At 28.9% G+C, this 18,466-nt stretch carries 22 protein-coding genes and 1 tRNA gene; 14 read left to right on the forward strand and 9 right to left on the reverse strand.

Going from position 1 to position 18,466, the window contains the following annotated elements:
* Window positions 1-2: 2 nt before the first annotated feature.
* Complete coding sequence (gene pgsA, locus AC5SLO_RS05055; RefSeq protein WP_494572890.1) at window positions 3-587, forward strand: CDP-diacylglycerol--glycerol-3-phosphate 3-phosphatidyltransferase; 585 nt, start codon at window positions 3-5, stop codon at window positions 585-587.
* A gap of 1 nt (window position 588) precedes the next feature.
* Here pgsA and AC5SLO_RS05060 read toward each other — a convergent pair whose 3' ends face one another.
* On the reverse strand, window positions 589-1,461 hold the full coding sequence (locus AC5SLO_RS05060; RefSeq protein ID WP_494572891.1) for a branched-chain amino acid aminotransferase: 873 nt from the start codon (window positions 1,459-1,461) through the stop codon (window positions 589-591).
* Window positions 1,462-1,533: 72 nt separating this feature from the next.
* On the opposite strand from AC5SLO_RS05060, the gene AC5SLO_RS05065 reads away from it, so the two are divergent.
* The 3 genes from AC5SLO_RS05065 to AC5SLO_RS05075 are packed head-to-tail and all read left to right on the forward strand — an operon-like array spanning window position 1,534 to window position 3,941.
* Window positions 1,534-1,971: a MarR family winged helix-turn-helix transcriptional regulator gene (locus tag AC5SLO_RS05065; RefSeq protein WP_494572892.1), complete on the forward strand. Its 438-nt coding sequence runs from the start codon at window positions 1,534-1,536 to the stop codon at window positions 1,969-1,971.
* The gene (locus AC5SLO_RS05070; protein WP_494572893.1) at window positions 1,964-2,641 is read left to right on the forward strand and encodes a response regulator; all 678 of its coding nucleotides are present in this window, start codon (window positions 1,964-1,966) and stop codon (window positions 2,639-2,641) included. The genes AC5SLO_RS05065 and AC5SLO_RS05070 overlap by 8 nt, the downstream gene beginning before the upstream one ends.
* A complete protein-coding gene (locus AC5SLO_RS05075; protein WP_494572894.1) occupies window positions 2,622-3,941 on the forward strand; it encodes an ATP-binding protein in 1,320 nt (439 codons plus the stop codon). Before AC5SLO_RS05070 ends, AC5SLO_RS05075 begins: the two co-directional genes overlap by 20 nt.
* Here AC5SLO_RS05075 and AC5SLO_RS05080 read toward each other — a convergent pair.
* Window positions 3,919-4,173 carry a hypothetical protein gene (locus AC5SLO_RS05080; RefSeq protein ID WP_494572895.1) on the reverse strand — a complete coding sequence of 85 codons (255 nt, stop codon included), beginning with the start codon at window positions 4,171-4,173 and terminating at the stop codon, window positions 3,919-3,921. The genes AC5SLO_RS05075 and AC5SLO_RS05080 overlap by 23 nt on opposite strands.
* A gap of 46 nt (window positions 4,174-4,219) precedes the next feature.
* Between AC5SLO_RS05080 and lgt the strand changes: the two genes are divergently transcribed.
* The 7 genes from lgt to ychF are packed head-to-tail and all read left to right on the forward strand — an operon-like array spanning window position 4,220 to window position 10,156.
* Complete coding sequence (gene lgt, locus AC5SLO_RS05085) at window positions 4,220-4,993, forward strand: prolipoprotein diacylglyceryl transferase (protein ID WP_494572896.1); 774 nt, start codon at window positions 4,220-4,222, stop codon at window positions 4,991-4,993.
* Window positions 4,983-6,038 carry an SAM-dependent methyltransferase gene (locus AC5SLO_RS05090; RefSeq protein ID WP_494572897.1) on the forward strand — a complete coding sequence of 352 codons (1,056 nt, stop codon included), beginning with the start codon at window positions 4,983-4,985 and terminating at the stop codon, window positions 6,036-6,038. Before lgt ends, AC5SLO_RS05090 begins: the two co-directional genes overlap by 11 nt.
* A complete protein-coding gene (gene pgeF / locus AC5SLO_RS05095; protein ID WP_494572898.1) occupies window positions 6,031-6,792 on the forward strand; it encodes a peptidoglycan editing factor PgeF in 762 nt (253 codons plus the stop codon). Before AC5SLO_RS05090 ends, pgeF begins: the two co-directional genes overlap by 8 nt.
* Window positions 6,793-6,801: 9 nt before the next feature.
* A complete protein-coding gene (locus AC5SLO_RS05100) occupies window positions 6,802-7,734 on the forward strand; it encodes a ribose-phosphate pyrophosphokinase (protein ID WP_494572899.1) in 933 nt (310 codons plus the stop codon).
* Between the two features lie 44 nt (window positions 7,735-7,778).
* A complete protein-coding gene (locus tag AC5SLO_RS05105) occupies window positions 7,779-8,477 on the forward strand; it encodes a 50S ribosomal protein L25/general stress protein Ctc (RefSeq protein ID WP_494572900.1) in 699 nt (232 codons plus the stop codon).
* 45 nt (window positions 8,478-8,522) lie between these two features.
* On the forward strand, window positions 8,523-9,083 hold the full coding sequence (gene pth / locus AC5SLO_RS05110) for an aminoacyl-tRNA hydrolase (RefSeq protein WP_494572901.1): 561 nt from the start codon (window positions 8,523-8,525) through the stop codon (window positions 9,081-9,083).
* The gene (ychF, locus tag AC5SLO_RS05115; RefSeq protein ID WP_494572902.1) at window positions 9,083-10,156 is read left to right on the forward strand and encodes a redox-regulated ATPase YchF; all 1,074 of its coding nucleotides are present in this window, start codon (window positions 9,083-9,085) and stop codon (window positions 10,154-10,156) included. Before pth ends, ychF begins: the two co-directional genes overlap by 1 nt.
* Here ychF and AC5SLO_RS05120 read toward each other — a convergent pair.
* Genes AC5SLO_RS05120 through petA form a run of 3 tightly spaced genes read right to left on the reverse strand, consistent with a single transcriptional unit; the run spans window position 10,133 to window position 12,694 of the window.
* Window positions 10,133-10,912: a cytochrome c1 gene (locus AC5SLO_RS05120; protein ID WP_494572903.1), complete on the reverse strand. Its 780-nt coding sequence runs from the start codon at window positions 10,910-10,912 to the stop codon at window positions 10,133-10,135. The two genes, ychF and AC5SLO_RS05120, sit on opposite strands and share 24 nt — an antisense overlap.
* 4 nt (window positions 10,913-10,916) lie before the next feature.
* The gene (locus AC5SLO_RS05125; protein WP_494572904.1) at window positions 10,917-12,176 is read right to left on the reverse strand and encodes a cytochrome b; all 1,260 of its coding nucleotides are present in this window, start codon (window positions 12,174-12,176) and stop codon (window positions 10,917-10,919) included.
* A gap of 8 nt (window positions 12,177-12,184) precedes the next feature.
* The gene (petA, locus tag AC5SLO_RS05130) at window positions 12,185-12,694 is read right to left on the reverse strand and encodes a ubiquinol-cytochrome c reductase iron-sulfur subunit (protein WP_494572905.1); all 510 of its coding nucleotides are present in this window, start codon (window positions 12,692-12,694) and stop codon (window positions 12,185-12,187) included.
* A gap of 86 nt (window positions 12,695-12,780) precedes the next feature.
* On the opposite strand from petA, the gene AC5SLO_RS05135 reads away from it, so the two are divergent.
* Genes AC5SLO_RS05135 through greA form a run of 3 tightly spaced genes read left to right on the forward strand, consistent with a single transcriptional unit; the run spans window position 12,781 to window position 14,547 of the window.
* A complete protein-coding gene (locus tag AC5SLO_RS05135) occupies window positions 12,781-13,242 on the forward strand; it encodes a tRNA (cytidine(34)-2'-O)-methyltransferase (RefSeq protein WP_494572906.1) in 462 nt (153 codons plus the stop codon).
* Window positions 13,242-14,069, forward strand: a complete 828-nt coding sequence (gene hemF / locus AC5SLO_RS05140) for an oxygen-dependent coproporphyrinogen oxidase (protein WP_494573788.1) — start codon at window positions 13,242-13,244, stop codon at window positions 14,067-14,069. Before AC5SLO_RS05135 ends, hemF begins: the two co-directional genes overlap by 1 nt.
* Before the next feature lies 1 nt (window position 14,070).
* On the forward strand, window positions 14,071-14,547 hold the full coding sequence (greA, locus tag AC5SLO_RS05145) for a transcription elongation factor GreA (RefSeq protein WP_494572907.1): 477 nt from the start codon (window positions 14,071-14,073) through the stop codon (window positions 14,545-14,547).
* Here greA and AC5SLO_RS05150 read toward each other — a convergent pair.
* From AC5SLO_RS05150 to AC5SLO_RS05165, 4 genes are all read right to left on the reverse strand, one after another.
* The gene (locus AC5SLO_RS05150) at window positions 14,544-15,818 is read right to left on the reverse strand and encodes a CCA tRNA nucleotidyltransferase (RefSeq protein WP_494572908.1); all 1,275 of its coding nucleotides are present in this window, start codon (window positions 15,816-15,818) and stop codon (window positions 14,544-14,546) included. The genes greA and AC5SLO_RS05150 overlap by 4 nt on opposite strands.
* A 3-nt stretch (window positions 15,819-15,821) precedes the next feature.
* Window positions 15,822-15,895: transfer RNA gene (locus tag AC5SLO_RS05155), tRNA-Gln, on the reverse strand.
* A 31-nt stretch (window positions 15,896-15,926) separates the two neighbouring features.
* A complete protein-coding gene (locus AC5SLO_RS05160) occupies window positions 15,927-16,772 on the reverse strand; it encodes a 4-(cytidine 5'-diphospho)-2-C-methyl-D-erythritol kinase (protein ID WP_494572909.1) in 846 nt (281 codons plus the stop codon).
* A gap of 3 nt (window positions 16,773-16,775) precedes the next feature.
* On the reverse strand, window positions 16,776-18,461 hold the full coding sequence (locus tag AC5SLO_RS05165) for a tetratricopeptide repeat protein (protein WP_494572910.1): 1,686 nt from the start codon (window positions 18,459-18,461) through the stop codon (window positions 16,776-16,778).
* Between the last annotated feature and the right edge of the window lie 5 nt (window positions 18,462-18,466).

The following is an 18,466-nucleotide window of genomic DNA, read 5'->3' on the forward strand; positions in this document are numbered from 1 at the left end:
TTATGCTTAGAAAAATTCCAAATATATTAACAATAGGTCGAATTTTAATCGTCCCTTTTTTTGTACTAGCATTTTATCTTCCAGGTTTTTATGGAGACTTAACAGCTCTAATTTTATTTGTAGTAGCATCCTTCACTGATTTTTTAGATGGTATGTTGGCTCGATTGCTCGGAGAAGAGTCTAGACTTGGTGAATTATTAGATCCAATTGCAGATAAAATTATTGTAGCAACTGCATTAATTTTATTAGTGATGGATGGTACTATCCGTCATTATGAAGTGATTGCTGCAATAATAATTTTAACAAGAGAAATTTTAATTTCAGGTTTAAGAGAATTTTTAGCAAAAGGTAAAATCAGACTGCCTGTATCTAATTTAGCAAAATTAAAAACTTTTTTACAGATGGTTGCTATAGCACTTTTATTAACTGGTGAAACTGGAAATAAAATTTTGAACTTCCAAGACTATAATGCACAAACTATTGGAATAATCTTGCTTTGGCTTTCTGCTTTTTTGACTTTATATACTGGTTATGAGTATTTAAGAAAAGGTATTGATCATGCAATGTCTGAAGACAGTAAAAATTAATTTAATTGCTTCTTACTAATGCTTGATAGCTTTCATTTAAATCAATTATAGTTTCACAGACTTTAAATTCATTATCAGCTATACAAGATACAGGCGTAACCTCTGCTGCTGTTCCAGTTAAAAAACAACCAACAAAATCTTTTAGCTCTTCAGGTTTAATCTTTCTCTCATGGATCTTAATCCCTTTTGATTTTGCAATATCAATAACTGTTCTTCTTGTAATTCCATCTAAAAAGGAATCTGGGATTGGAGTATGCAATTCATTGTTATTATCTTTAAAAAATATATTTGCTCCAGTAGCTTCTGCCACATTGCCTGCATGATCTAACATTAGAGAATCCGTGTATCCTTGTTGCTCCGCCTCATGCTTGGATAAAGTACAAATCATATACAATCCTGAGGCTTTAGTGTCCCAAGGTATTGTATTTGGAGCGGGTCTTCTCCAGTTTGAAATATTTAACCTAATTCCATTTATTTTTAATTTAGGATCAAAATAAGAGCCCCATTCCCAAGTAGCTATTGCAACATGTATTTTTGTTTGTTGAGCAGAAATTGCCATCATCTCACTACCTCTCCAAATCATTGGTCTTACATACCCATTTTCAATTTTTTGTACTGAAATGATTTCATTAGATGCTTGGTTTATATCTTTTTCAGAGTATGGAATTGTAATTCCCATTCGTTTTGCTGAATAAAAAAGTCTTGAAGTGTGTTCCTCTAATTTAAAAATCTTACTATTATATACTCTTTCACCTTCAAAAACGCAGCTGGCATAATGAAGACCATGATTTAGTATATGAATTTTAGCATCAGCCCAATCAACAAGCTCATTATTATACCAAATTTTACCAGATCTTTTGTCGTAGGGTATCATGTGTGAAATTTTTTTTAATTATTTTTCAAAATTATCTTTGTATCTATAATATGTCAATATAACTTACCAATAATGAAAGAACTTTTATATTTAAAAGATGATCAACTTAAAGAGTTAATAGAGAAGTTGTTTACAAGCTATAGAGAAATCTTTGCAGACTCCAAAAAAACCTTGGATAAGTACTCAATTGGGATAGCACATCATAAGGTTTTACACATTCTTTCTATGTATCGAGGTATTACAATTTCAGAACTACTAAAAAAACTTAACATTACTAAACAAAGTTTAAATCGTGTTTTAAAAGATTTGATCAAACTAGAAGTTGTTTTTTTTGAAAAAGATCAGCAGGATACAAGGGTAAAACATATTTTTTTAAATGATAAAGGAGAAAAAATTTTTAATGACATATTCTCCACTCAAAAAAAGCGAATTTATAATGCTCTTCTAAACTCAAGTTCAGAGCAAGTTATTAATTTTGATAATGTACTAAAAAAAATAATTAATGAATGATTTTATAGCCCATATCTTAGTAGTTGATGATGATGATGGAATAAGATCATTAATAAAAAAATTTTTAAATGAAAATAATTTTTTAGTTACGACTGCTAATAGTGCTGAAAATGCTAAAGAAAAAATATTAATAGTAAAATTTGATTTGATCATTCTTGATGTGATGATGCCTGGAAAAAGTGGTTTAGATTTTATAATGGAAAATAAATCAAATATTGATACACCAATCATTCTTTTAACTGCCAAAGGAGAAACTGAGGATAGAGTTAGTGGATTAGAAATAGGTGCAGATGATTATTTGCCAAAACCTTTTGAGCCTAAAGAACTAGTATTAAGAATAAAGAATATACTAAATAAAACAAAAAAAAATGATTTAAAGAGAATTATAACTTTTGATAATATAAAAATAGATTTAAATAAATTGCTAATCATTAAAAATGATAGTGAATTTAAAATTAACAATACTGAAAAAATTATCTTAGAAAAAATGATTAATAACCCTGGAAAAACTTTTTCAAGAGAAAGTATTGGTAAACTAATTGATTTAGACAAAGAGAGATCAATTGATGTTATAATTACAAGACTAAGAAAGAAAATTGAACTTGATCCAAAAAATCCAAAATATTTGCAAACTTTAAGAGGTGCTGGCTATGTCTTATGGATTGAGTAGCTTTATTAAAAATTTATTACCTCGTAGACTATTTTACCGTGCATTACTAATTGTTGCAGTTCCAATAATAGTTTTGCAATTGGTTATCACCATTGTTTTCTTTGATAGTCTGTGGATTAAAACAAATAAAGGAATGACACGAGCACTTGTAGGTGAAATGAAAACTTTCATCGTAGCCTATGACAATGGTAAATATAATAATAATGATTTGTCAGGTCTTTTTTCAATTTACCTAGATCTTAACGTTGAGTTTAAAACAGATGATTCATTTGAATTACCGCAAAAACAAAGGTGGTTTAGTCCAATAGATCGAACATTAAGAAGAGAATTAAAATCAAATATTGGAACTAATAATTATTGGTTTGATACAACAACATATAAAGAGCTCATTCATATAAATATTAAACATAATGATGGTTATTTTGAATTTTTTATTCCAAAGGACAGGGTAACCAGCACATCCGCCAGATTGTTTGGATTATGGATAACCCTTCCAGCATTGCTGATGATAACTATAGCTATAATATTTCTAAAAAATCAAACTCGCCCTATTGTAAATCTTGCAAAAGCTGCTGAGAAATTTGGAAGAGGTGAAAAAGTTGATGAGTATAGACCTTCTGGTGCAATGGAAATCAGACAAGCAGGTCTAGAGTTTGACAAAATGCGAAAAAGAATTATGAGACACCTTAATCAAAGATCGGAAATGTTATCTGGAATAAGTCATGATTTGAGAACACCATTAACAAGATTAAAATTACAACTCTCCTTTATTGAAGATAAAGATCTATCAAAAAAAATGTCTGCAGATATTGATGAGATGGAAAAAATGTTAAACGAATATTTACAATTTACAAGTTCAACTTTTGTAGAAAAAGATGAGACTTTTGATATTTCAGAATTAATAGAAGATATAATTAAAAAATATAATAATAAAGACATATCAAATAAAATAATACCAAGAATCTACATGAGTGGTCGAAAGAATTTAATTAAGAGATCTATTAATAATCTTATTGATAATTCAATTAAATATGCCAAAAAAATTGAAATACAATTAAATAAAAAAAATAATAATATTACAATTACTTTAGATGATGATGGGATTGGTATTCCTAAAAATGAATATCAAAATGTATTTAAACCCTTCTACAAAATAGACAAGGGAAGAGCTGACTCTAAATCAAGCGTAGGTCTTGGGTTAGCCATAACATCAGATATCATTAAGTCTCATGGTGGAAATATTATACTAGAAAAATCTCACTTGAATGGCTTGAGAGTTAAGGTTTTTTTACCTTTGTAGCTTTCTTTTTTAAATTATTTTTTTCTAGTTTTTCTAATTTTTTTTCAAGATTTTCTACTCTTTTAATTAAAATATCAGTTTCCTCTTTACTAACTAGCTTCATTTTAAAAACTATTTCATCTCTCTTTGATTTTAAAACATTTATAATTTCAGAACTTAAATCTTTATAAGAAATAAGACCTTGCTCAAATAGCTTAGCTAATTTATCAATTACAAATTTAGATTTTGTCATATATTCATTTATAAAATTAATATACTTTATAAGTAGTTTTTAAAAAATGTTTATTAATAATTTTGACCCAGTTGCCTTTGAAGTTTTTTCACTAGAAATTAGGTGGTATTCTTTGGCCTATATTTTTGGAATAGTGCTTGGTTGGATTTATTGTAAAAAAAAATTAATTAAAGATCCCATTGTACTTGATCTATTTGATGACTTTATTACCTATTTAATCATTGGTATAATTTTAGGTGGAAGAATTGGTTATGCCCTATTCTACAACTTCTCATATTATATAAACAATCCATTTGAAATTCTAATGGTATGGAATGGTGGGATGTCATTTCATGGTGGTTTAATTGGAGTTATTCTATCCTGTGTAATATTTGGAAAAAAACATAAAATTAATTCATTTATCTTTTTAGATTTAGTTGCGCTATCAGCTCCTATTGGTATTTTTTTTGGTAGAGTTGCAAACTTTATAAATTCTGAACTTTATGGAAGAGCTACAGATTTGCCTTGGGGTGTTCAATTTGTATTAATAGATAATATCAAAAGACATCCTTCTCAAATTTATGAAGCTTTTTTTGAAGGTATTATTCTTTTCTTTATACTAAATTATCTTTTTAAACGAAAATATATTGTAACACCTGGAAAACTTTCTGCTTTATTCTTAATTTTTTATTCTTTGTTTAGATATTCTTTAGAGTTTTTCAGAGTGCCAGACCCACAAATTGGATTTCTATTTTTAAACTCAACTTTAGGTCAAATCATAAGCCTTCTGTTTTTTGTAATTGGAGTGCTTCTATTTTATTTAAAAAAAAATGAAAATTAAAAATGGTGATAAGATTACTCTAGATGAATATATAGAGGAGTCTCTCTATAATAAAAAATTTGGATATTATGTTAAAAAAGTTCCATTTGGAAAAAGTGGTGACTTTATTACTGCACCCAATATATCTGTATTATTTTCTGAAATGCTGGCAATTTGGGTAATTTCGTTTTGGGAAAATCTAGGTTGTCCAAAAAAATTTAATTTAATAGAGCTAGGTGCTGGTAACGGTGAAATGATGAGGGTATTAAATAAAACATTTTCAAAATTTCCAAAATTTTTTAGTGCTTGTAAAATTAATATATTGGAAAGAAGTAAATTACTTAGAAAAATTCAAAAAAATATTATCAATAATAATAAAATTAGATGGCTAAATAATTTAGATCAATTGAATAATCTGCCTTGTATTTTTCTAGCAAATGAATTTTTTGATGCATTGCCAATTAAGCAATTTATTAAAAAAGAGAAAAAATGGCACGAAAGATATGTAAAATTTATAGATAATACACACAAAGAATATTTGGATATACCACTTGATATAGAGAAGTTTGAAAAAAAAATTAAATTTAAGATTTCAGATAAACAAACTTTTATTGAATATTCACCTCAAGCTGATGATTATTTAAAAAATATAACCAATAAAATTAAAAAAAATAATGGTGGGGTATTAATAATTGACTATGCTTATGTTGATAAAAAAATAAAAAATACACTTCAAGCGGTATCAAAACATAAGTACTGTGGTGTTCTCGATGAATTTGGAAATTCAGATATTACTTATAACCCAAACTTTGATTTGATCATTAAAATGCTGAAAAGATTTGGCACTTTTAATTCTTTAATGACTACACAAAAACATTTTCTAACAAAGCTTGGAATAATGGAGCGAGCTGAAATTATCTCTAAGAATATGCAATTTAGTGAAAAGGCTGATATTTATTTTAGAATTCAAAGATTAATTGATGAAAAACAAATGGGAAAATTATTTAAAGTATTGTTTATAACAAATCATAAAAATAGATTCAAACTAGGGTTTGGTAATGATTAAATCAAAAAAGCTTAGTAAGTTACAAAATTTAAATCATGCTTTTTTCAATAGAGCTGGGGGCAAATCTACTGGTATTTTTAAAAGTTTAAATTGTGGTCCTGGATCGAATGACAATAAACGAAATATCTTAAAAAATCTTAATATTGTTAAAAAAAAAATTAATACTACTGCCAAAAAAATTGTTTTACTAAAACAGGTGCATAGTAATAAATTTCATTTTATAAGTAAAAATACACAAGTTCCAAAAAAAAAACTTGAAGGTGACGCTTTAATTACAAATAGAACAAATCTTCCAATTGCAGTTCTAACTGCAGATTGTGCGCCTATTCTTATACATGATAAAAAAACAAAAATGATAGCCGCAATACATGCTGGCTGGAAAGGTGCTTACAAGGGTATCATTCAAAGTGTTATTAATTTTATGATTAAAAAAGGTTGCTCTTCTAACAACATAACTGCTGTTATAGGGCCCTGCATATCTGTAAATAATTACGAGGTTAAAGAAGATTTTATCAAGAAATTTATAAAAAAAGATAAAAAGAATGTCCTTTTTTTTAAAAAAACAAAAGATAAAAACTACTTTAGTTTAGGTAAATATATTCATCATCAACTAAAAGCTCTAGATATTAAGAATATTGATGTTATCAAAAAAGATACATTTGTCTTAAAAAACAATTTTTTTAGTGCAAGACGATCTATCAAGCTTAATGAGAATGATTATGGTAGAAATATTTCAGTAATTATGATTAATTAAGTTTATCTCATGAAATTATTAACTGGAAATAGCAATAAACCTCTCAGTAAGAATATTTCAAAATATTTAAAAACAAAACTTGTTAACTCAAGTATCAAAAAATTTTCTGACGGTGAAATTTATGTTGAAATAAATGAAAATATTAGAGGTAATAGCATCTTTATCCTTCAGTCTATTTCATCACCAGCGAATGATAATTTAATGGAATTATTACTTTGTATTGATGCATTAAAAAGATCTTCAGCAAAAAATATTACTGCTGTTATTCCATATTTTGGATATGCTCGACAAGATCGTAAAGTTGTCCCTAGAACTTCTATTTCAGCAAAACTAGTTTCAAATTTAATTACTAAAGCTGGTGCTGATAGAGTAGTGACAGTAGACCTTCATGCTGGCCAAATACAGGGCTTCTTTGATATTCCTGTAGACAATTTATTTGCTACACCCATTTTTGCAAGACATGCCAAAAAAAATATTAAAAGTAAAAATATTATTTGTGTTGCTCCAGATGTTGGAGGAACCGAAAGAGCAAGAGCTCTTGGTAAAATGTTGGATGCTGATCTTGCTATTGTAGATAAAAGAAGACCTAAACCAGGACAGTCAAAGGTTATGAATGTCATTGGAAATGTTAAAGATAAAACGTGTATCATAGTTGACGATATAATTGACTCGGGTGGAACTATTGTAAATGCAGCTAAAGCTCTTAAAGATCGAGGTGCAAAAGAAGTTTTTGTTTATATTACTCACGGCGTTCTTAGTGGAGAAGCTGTAGAAAAAATAAAAAAATCAGTTATTAAAAAATTAGTAATAACTGACACAATTGATAATGGGAATAAAATTAAAAATGTTAAAAATATAGAAGTTTTGCCTATTTCAACCCTTATGGGAGAAGCAATTAAAAGAATTTCCAATTCGACCTCTGTTTCAGATTTATTTAAATAATTATCTTGAGTTATTAACAAACTTGGGCTAGAAACCTCTTTTTTATGAATTCACTTGATGCAAATACTAGAGACTCAAAATCTAAAGGGGATGTTAGATCTCTTAGGTTGGCTGGTAACATTCCAGGTATAGTCTATGGTGGTCCTGAGCAAAACCAAAAAATTACTGTATTAAAAAAGACAGTAAAATCTTTACTTGATAAAGGAAGTTTTTTATCAAACATAATAACTCTTAATTTAGACGGTAAACCTCAAAACGTTTTACCAAGAGAAATTAGTTATAATGTATTATCTGATGAGCCAACTCATATTGATTTTTTAAGAATTGTACCTGGTGTAAAAATTAGAATTGAGGTGCCTGTTGAATTTATTAACCATGAAACATCTCCAGGTTTAAAAAGAGGTGGAGTATTAAACATAGTTAGAAGAAAAATTGAATTAAAGTGTCCAAGTGAAAAAATTCCATCTGTAATTACATTGGATTTGGACGGAGTAGATATTGGAGAAAGCTTTAAAATCTCTGCAGTTAAACTAGAAGAGGGTGTAACACCAACAATTACAGGTAGAGATTTTGTGATTGCAACTTTAGCGGCTCCTACAGTAATGAAAGAACCTGAGAAACCAGCTGAAGAGGCTGCGGCAGAAGAAGGTGCAGCAGAAGAAGGTAAAGAAGCAGCTCCAGCAGCAGCTGATGGTGATAAAAAAGATGGCGATGACAAAAAAGCCTCTGAAGAGAAAAAATAATTAACTAATCATAGTGAAGTTTCCTAGATACGATTTAAAAAAAATATGCTTTTATTTGTAGGTTTAGGAAATCCAACACCTGATAGTGAAAACAATAGGCATAATATTGGTTTTAAGTTAATTGATGCCCTTAATCAAAAATTTGGGCTTTCTAAACAAAAACCAAAATTCAAAGGCTTGCTAACGACGGGTAATATTGAGGATAAAAAAGTTTACGCAATAAAACCTCTTACCTTTATGAATAACTCTGGAATTTGTATCAGAGAATTAATTGAATATTTTAAAATCGATGCTGAGGATGTAATTGTATTTCATGATGATCTGGACATTGAATTTGGCAAAGTAAAAGCGAAGTTTGCTGGTTCAAGTGCAGGACATAATGGAATTGAATCTATAGATAAATTCATTGGAAAAGATTATTCGAGAGTGAGAATTGGAATTGGAAGACCAAAAACTAAGGCAGATGTTTCAGATCATGTTTTGAAAGATTTTGATGAAGATGAAATGTTACAATTAGAAAAAATTACAGAAAACATCATTGATTCAATATCTATACTACTTGATAAGAAATTAGATTTATTTTCAAGCACCGTAAATAATAAATAATGAGCTTTAAGTGTGGAATTGTTGGATTGCCCAATGTTGGAAAATCTACTTTATTCAATGCACTAACGAATTCTAGCAAAGCACAAGCAGCCAACTTTCCTTTTTGTACAATTGAGCCAAATGTAGGAATTGTTCCAGTTCCTGATGAGAGACTAGATAAATTAGTTGAAATTTCAAAATCAAAAAAAAAGATTAATACCACTATAGAATTTGTGGATATTGCAGGATTAGTAGAGGGTGCATCTAAAGGTGAAGGCCTGGGAAACAAATTTTTATCACATATTAGAGAGGTTGATGCTGTAATTCATATGATCAGATGTTTTGATTCTGATGATATCCAAAATGTAAATCCCACGGTTGATCCTGTAAGAGATTTGGAGATTATTGAAACTGAAATGATGCTTGCTGATCTTGAGTCTATTCAAAAAAGATTGGAAAAGAGTAATAAAAAAAATGTAGATGAAGAGCAAGTAAAAATATTAGAAATTGCATTAGATTGCATAAATAATTCTAAAGATATTCAAATTCTACGTGACCAATTTGAAAAAAAACTATTAAATCAAAGTGGTTTATTATCTTTAAAGCCAAAAATTTTTGTATGTAATGTTGATGAACCAAGTGTTCAAAATGGAAACAAATATACTGAGGCTTTTATTAGTAAATTTGGAGAAAAAAATACCTTAATAGTTTCAGCTGATATTGAAAATCAAATAAATCAGTTAGAAAATGAAGAAAAAGAAAACTATATGGAGATGATCGGTTTAAAAAAAACTGGTCTAAATATGTTAATTCAAAAGGGTTATAATATCCTAGAGTTAGATACCTATTTCACATCCGGGCCTGAGGAAACCAGAGCTTGGACTATTCAGAAAAATTGTACAGCACCAAAAGCAGCTGGTGAAATACATTCTGATTTTGAAAAAGGTTTTATTAGAGCTGAAACAATTGCTTATGAAGATTTCATAGCTAATCAAGGTTGGGTAAATTCAAAAACAAATGGAAAGATGAGACTTGAAGGAAAAGATTATATTGTCAAAGATGGTGATATATTAAACTTCAGATTCAATACGTGACCAAATTTTCTTCATACTGAAATAAACTAAAACTGTCAAAATTATTAAATATAAGATGGCTTTAAATCCCATCTTGTGTCTGCTTTCTAAGTGCGGTTCAGCTGCCCACATTAAAAATGTTGTAACATCTTTAGCCATCTGTTCTTTTGTTGCAGGAGTCCCATCTCCATATTCTATTAAATCATCAGTAATTGGCTCAGCCATCTTAATTTTATTACCATACATAAATTTATTATAGTAAACGCCATCATCAAGTTTCACATCACTTGGCGCATCTTCATAACCAAGGAGCAATGAGTAGATATAGTCAACTCCTCCACTTCTAGCTTTGGCCAATACAGACATGTCTGGTGGATAGGCACCACCGTTTGCAGCTTGTGCAGCTTTAACATTTTCGTAGGGCATAACAAACTTATCTGATAATTTTGCTGGTCTTAGAAACATTTCGCCTTCACTGTTAGGTCCATCATTCACCTCATAACTTGCGGCTATTGCTTTCACCTGTTCCTCAGTAAATTCTGGTCCACCTGGTTCTGATAAGTTTCTAAAACTTACATATTTCATCGAATGGCACGAAGCGCATACTTCTTTGTAGACTTGATAACCTCTTTGCAATGAAGCTCTATCAAACTTACCAAAAAGACCTTTAAAGCTCCAATCTGTTTTTAAATAATCTATTTTTTCTGCCGAATTAACCTGAATTGTTCCAGTTATAATGAATATTATTAGATAAATGATTTTAAAAATATTGTTCACTAAATTAATTTAAACTTTCTTTTTTTTTAACTGCTGAGGCCATTGGAGATCCTCCTAAAACTGGCTCTGTAATACTGAGTGGTAAAGGCATAGTTTTTTCTTTAAAACCTAATATTGGAAGAACTACTAAAAAGTGAATAAAGTAATAACCAGTTGCCACTCTAGCAATTAATAAGTACAGCCCCTCAGCTGGCATTGCCCCTACATAACCAAGTATTAGTACGTCAGCAACTAAGATCCAATAAAACTGTTTATACAAAGGTCTAAATACAGCTGATCTTATTTTAGATGTATCAAGCCAAGGTAGAGCAGCTAAAATTAAAATTGCTGATAGCATTGCAATCACACCCAATAATTTATCAGGTACAGATCTTAAAATTGCATAAAAAGGTAATAGGTACCATTCAGGTACAATGTGAGCTGGCGTTATTAATGGATTTGCTTCAATATAATTATCAGCATGACCTAAAATATTTGGTGTATAGAACACAAAAAAAGCAAAAACGATCATAAACATTAGTAAAGCAAAACCATCTTTAATGACAATATAAGGATGGAATGGAACTGTATCCTTTGATGGTTTTTTAATATCAATACCTACCGGATTATTATTTCCAGGTACGTGTAGTGCCCAGATATGAAGAACTACTAAGCCTAAAATTAAAAATGGAATTAAATAGTGTAACGTAAAAAATCTTGTTAAGGTTGGATTATCAACTGAATAACCACCCCATAGCCAGTTCACTATACCCTCACCCACTAAAGGTATTGCACTAAAAAGATTTGTAATTACAGTTGCGCCCCAGAAACTCATTTGTCCCCATGGAAGAACATAGCCCATGAAAGCTGCTGCCATCATTAAGAGATAAATTATAATTCCCAAAATCCAAATAATTTCTCTTGGGGATTTATATGATCCATAAAATAAAGATCTAAATATATGAATATAAACTGCTAGAAAAAACATTGAAGCACCATTGGCATGGATATACCTTATTAACCAACCATAGTTAACGTCCCTCATGATATGTTCAACACTTTCAAAAGCCATATCAGCATGAGCAATATAGTGCATAGCTAAAGTCAAACCTGTTACGATTTGCGTTATTAAACAAAAAGTTAAAATTCCACCAAATGTCCACCAGTAATTTAAATTTTTAGGAGTTGGATAATCTGTTAAATGACTGGCAAGAGATAAAAGTGGCAGTCTATCATTAAACCATTTTCCAAACTTTGATTTAGGTGTGTATTCGTGATCACTCATAATAATTCTTATCCGATTTTTATTGTATTACTATTAACGAATTCATATTTAGGTATTTCCATGTTCGTTGGCGCTGGTCCTTTTCTAATTCTACCAGATGTATCGTAGTGCGATCCATGACAAGGACAAAACCATCCATTGTAGTCACCTTTATCATTTAAAGGCACACATCCTAAATGTGTACAAACTCCCACCATAACTAGCCACTCTGGATTTTTAGCTCTATCCTCATCTTTTTGAGGATCCTTCAAGTCTTCCATCTTAACGGCTCTTGCTTCAGCGATTTCTTCTGAAGTTCTTCTTTTTATAAAAACTGGTTTTCCTCTCCAAAGTACTGTGATTGTTTTACCGGGCTCCATTGTACTTACATCTACTTCAGTGCTTGCTAATGCTTTAACTGATGCATCAGGATTCATTTGATCAATTAAAGGCCAAACAACTGCTCCTACACCTACCGCACCTACTGCATACGAGGCTGTAAATAAAAATTCTCTTCTTTCAGGTTTTTTGTCAGACATCTGTAATTTTTTGTATATTGTTATCTAATATATGATTTCATATAAGAAAAAAGTTTTTTTTCTACTGAAACAATGACACAGAACCAATGAATTTGAGACCTAAAATAGCCTTATATGAACCTGATATTCCCCAAAATACAGCCGCTATTATAAGAACATGTGCGTGTCTGGGTGCAGATTTAGAGATAATAGAACCTTGTGGTTTTCTGTTTAGCGATAAAAGATTTAAAAGAGTAGTAATGGATTATATGGATGAAAAAATGATAAAATTCTATCAAAGTTCTGAAGAATTTTTTAAATCAAAAAAAGATCAGCGAGTTATATTACTAACTACTAAATCTTCCGAATCTTATGCAAAATTCAAATTTGAAAATAATGATACATTATTATTTGGTAGAGAAAGTGCCGGTGTACCTAATCATGTGCATAATTCTATAAAATATAAGTTAAAAATACCAATGAAAGATAATAAAAGATCTTTAAACATAGCCTCTTCAGTTGCTATAATTCTTTCAGAAAATTTGAGACAAACTATTTTTATTAAATGATGGATAAAGAAATTAAAAAAAAAATTGCCTCTAATTGGTTCAAGTTATTACAAAATACTATTTGTAATGATATTGAAAAATTAGAAAACCACAAACTTAAATTTAAATCTAAAGTGTGGAAAAGAAATCAAATTAAAGATGAGGGTGGAGGTGAATTCAGAATTTTAAAAAATGGAAAAATTTTTGAAAAAGTTGGAGTAAATTTTTCTGAAGTTTATGGAAAATTTTCTAAAGAAGTGGGTAAAAAAATACCTGGCGCCTCAAGAGACCTTAGATTTTGGGCATCTGGAATTTCTGTTGTAATGCATATGCATAATCCCCATGTTCCTGCTATTCATTTTAACACAAGATTTATTTATACAACTCATGGCTGGTTTGGAGGGGGAATGGATGTAACACCCTGCATAAAAGATTCTAAAGAAAAAAAATTTCTTCATAAAGAGTTAAAAAAAATGTGCGATAGACATAATAAAAATTATTACAAAAATTATAAAAAATGGTGTGATGAATATTTTTATCTTCCTCACCGAAAAGAAACCAGAGGTATTGGTGGTATTTTTTTTGATTATAAAAAAGATAATTGGAAAAAAGATTTCAAATTTGTGACTGATCTTGGTGTTACTTTTCAAATGTTATTTAATTCAATAATTAACTCTAAATATCAAAAGAAATGGACTACAAAAGAAAAGGAGATGCAGTATATTAAAAGAGGTAGATATGCTGAATTCAATTTACTCTATGATCGAGGAACTAAGTTTGGCCTACAAACAGGTGGTAATGTCGAAGGAATTCTAATGTCATTACCTCCAATAGCAAAATGGAATTAATATGGATAAAGAACCAATAACATCTGCTGGACTTGAAAGTTTAAAAGAAGAGCTAATCTTTTTAAAAGAAAAAAAACGTCCTGAAATAGTAGCGGCAATTTCTGAAGCTAGGTCACATGGAGATTTAAAAGAAAATGCTGAATATCATGCGGCTAAAGAAGAGCAGTCTCATAATGAAGGAAGAATTGCTCAAATCAATGATATTATTGCAAGAGCAAATGTAATTGATGTTACCAAATTAAACAATGATGGAAAGGTTATTTTTGGTTCAACTGTTGACTTAGAGAACCTTGATACTGGAGAAAAAATTACCTACAAAATTGTTGGTAGAGATGAAGCGGATTTGCAAAAAAAACTTATATTTTTTCAATCCCCGATAGGCAAAGGATTAATTGGCAAAAATAAGAATGATTTGGTTGAAATTAAAACTCCAGCTGGTGTTAAAAACTTTGAAATAAAAAACGTTAAATATATTTAATTATTTACAATTTTTTGAATTTCTTTCTCTGAAATCTTAAAATTATTATTACTCCAAATTTCTTCGATAGCTTTTAATTTTTTTCCTAATTCTATCCCTTCAGGAATTTGATATTTCTCTATCAATGTATTTGCTTTAAGGGGCAATACTGGAATTTCTTTTTCCTTAAAAATTTTAATCAGTTTTATCAAATTATCATCTACTTTTTTGGATAAAAAAATTTTAAAATAAATAATATCGTTCAATGCCTCCCTTCCATTAAAATAGAGAATTTTCTCTAAATTTTTTTCTGAAAAAAATGACCTATTAACTTTTTTGGAATAAAATTTATTTAAAAATAAAAGACGTTTTTGATCCTTTTTTGATAAATTGTATTTATAAACAAAATAATCCACATTATCTGTCCCATCAATAATCATTAGAGATAATAATAAAATGAAATCAACGTTAGCAATATTTTTTAGTGCAAAACTATTTAGTTTGCTGAATAATGAAATATTCTTAAGTTGTGGAAAGATAAGACTTATTATTTCAAGGCTATCTTTATCTTTTGCTAATTTTGTAAACCCTCTTGATCTTACTAATTTTTGTAACTCATCCAGTAATCTTTCAGCAGATATATTCATCATACCTGTAAGATTTTTTTTAATTATCTTAATGACTGATGTCTCATGCTTAACTTTTGAATAATTTAAAAAAAATCTGATATATCTCAAGATCCTTAGGTAGTCCTCTTTAATTCTTGTTTCTGCATTTCCAATAAAAAGAACCTTTCCATTTTCTAAATCTTTCTTTCCATCAAAGGGGTCAAAAAGACTTCCATCAATATCAGCATAAATAGAGTTTATGGTAAAATCTCTTCGTGAGGCATCTTCTTTCCAATTTTCAGAAAATTCAACTTTGGCATGTCTACCATCGGTATCAATGTCTTTTCTAAGGGATGTAATTTCAAACTTAATATCATTAATTAATGCTGTAATCGTGCCATGCTTGATACCACTTTCATAATATTTAATATTTTTTTTATCAAGCGCCTCACAAACATCTTTAGGATTTAAATTTACTGCTAAGTCAATATCATCAAAGTCTTCTTTATTAATAATTTTTCTGACACATCCACCAACATATCGAATTTCACTATTTACAGAAAATGAGTGAATAGCCTTAAATAACTGCTCTACCTCAGTTTCTTTTTTTATTTTTTTGAAGCCTAAATTTATATGATTTAGATTTTGAGATCTAAAAAAAATTTTATCTAATAAGTTGTTCATATATGGCTGGGGCGCTAGGATTCGAACCTAGGATGCCGGTACCAAAAACCAGTGCCTTACCGCTTGGCTACGCCCCAATATTAATTGCATATAACACAAAAAAAAAAATTATATAGTTTTTGATTCAATACACCAATGACTATTGAATTTCCTTTTAAATTGCCCGTATGCGTTACTGCAATCCTTTTGAGAATGAAAATAGGCTACAATTGAAGAGCCTGATCCTGTCATTCTTACAAATATATTTTTTGGTAAAGTTACCATAAAAGATCTGATCTTATTTAGTTTTGGATATTTCCTTAAAGCAATCTTTTCGAGATCATTATTTAGGCCTTTTAAATATTGTGGTTGAAACATTTTTTGTTGCGGTCTTTTAAATTGAGACTTTGAAAATGAAACAACTTTTGAATAGATAAGTTTTGTAGAACAGCCAAAATACGGCTTAGCTATTAAAACATATAGTGCCTTTTTATTAACAAATCTCTTAATTTTACCATTTGATGAAAGAATGGTATTGCCTGGTTTTAAGCCCAAAACGACATCAGAGCCTATCTTAGCAGCTAAATCATTTAATTTTTTATTTTTAATCTTTAAGATTTTTTTACTTATCAAAAAATTTATTAAACTTGCAGCATTCATTGAACCACCTCCCATACCAGCTCCATGAGGTATATTTTTTCTAATTTTTATTTCAAATTTTTGATTATTTAAAAGCTTCTCTGCGTCTAATAAGTTTAGCAAAGTTGATATAGTATTAATTTTGCTAATATTTTTTGAAAATTTTCCTGTAAAAAATATTTTGTGATTATTACTTTTTATTTTTTTTAAATAGATCAAATCATGTAAGCTTATAAAGGATATCAAACTTTCAATCTTGTGGAGTTTTACGGCTCGTCCTATTACATTCAAAGCAAGATTTAATTTTGCATGAGATTTTATTTTAAATGAGGTCATAGGTTAAGATTGCTTGATTCCATCAATTAATTTCTCTTTGATGTTTTTTTTCATTTCATCTTCTGTCTCTTCAAGCTTCAAAACATTTTGCCAAAAATACCTTGCTTGTATTTTTCTATTTAATTTCCAAAGAATATCTCCATAGTGATCATTAACTATTGGATCTTGAGGCATTAATTCAACAGCTCTTTTTAAAAAGTTTTCAGCCTTTTCATATTGTCCAACCAAAAAATAAGCCCATCCAATAGAATCTATTATATAAGGATCATTACTTCTTGAAGCATAGGCATTTTCTAGCATTTCAAGAGCTGTATCTATTTTATATTCTCGCTCAAGCCATGAATACGCTAAATAATTTAGTACATAAGCATCATCTGGGTTAATTTCTAGTGATTTCAAAAGATCGTTGTCTGCGTTTTTATAGTCACCAGAGCGCTCGTAACTTCCTCCCCTCCTGTAAAGGATCTCAGCATATAAATCAGAATTACTATCAATGTTTAGGAGTATTTGGTCATAATAATTTATCGCCTCTGCATATTTTTTTGCATTTTTATTGAAATTTGCAATATCAAAAATCATTTTCTTGTTAGGATTTTTAATTCCTTTAAATTTTGAATTAATAAACTTTAAAGAAACATCTTTATCCAAATTATTTGATATAATTTGTGCTTCTTTCTTTATTTTAAACCAATAATAAAATTCATTTGTTTTATCAAAAACTTCTAATGTCTTTTTAGTATTTTCATAATCTTCATTTGTATAATAATTTTCTGCTAGAAGAGATAAGTTTAAAGTAAATTTTGGGTTTAAATAATTAGATATATTCAAATAGAAATTTGATTTTTCATAGTCCCCTTGAGATGAATATAAATTAGCAACTAGAAAAAAAAATTCACCCATAATATCACTGGAATTAGTACATGAAAAAATATCTAAAAAATTTTTAAATTTTTTATCTTCTATCCATTTTTTTCCTTGGGAAATTAAAAGAGAAGAATTTAGATAATCAAAGTCATCTGTGATTTGCTTTGCTTCATCATATTTTTCACTTTCTATCAAATAGTTCACAAAAAAAAATGCATACCTTGAATAATCTGCATCATTTTGAGAATTAATTAATCTTTTAAAGTAAGTTTTTGTACTTTGATCACCTAAATAACACCTTTGGAAAACTTCATTGATATAAGAAAAATTGCCAAATTTTTTTTTTGATTTGGGAATTTTTTTCTCATTAAAGACATAAAGATATTCTTTAAAAATTTCTGCAATAATTAGGGAAAATCTATCATTGCTAATAAGCTCATACGATCTATTAATATACTGCTCACTACTTTTATAGTCCCCCTTTTTTAAACTATCTATTGCTAATAATAAATTAGCTTGAAAAAAATTAGAATTATCTTTTGTAGAGTTTTGTTTAATTTGATTGATTGCCTTTTTTACTTTGCCATTTAAAACTAATGCAAATGTGTATTTCTCTAAGTAAATTTCATGCTGTTTAATTAAAAATTTTGATGAATTAAAAAATTTCAGTGCCTGAGAATTATCTGAATTTTCATACGCAACAATTCCAGAAAAATAATTAGATAAAAAGCTTGAATTAAAGTCGTTTAAAGTATTATTTTTTGAGTATAATGGGCTTTGATAAATTAATAATATTAAAATAAATTTAAGAAATTTTACTAACATTTTAC

This window comes from Candidatus Pelagibacter sp. PS_44, assembly GCF_059417735.1.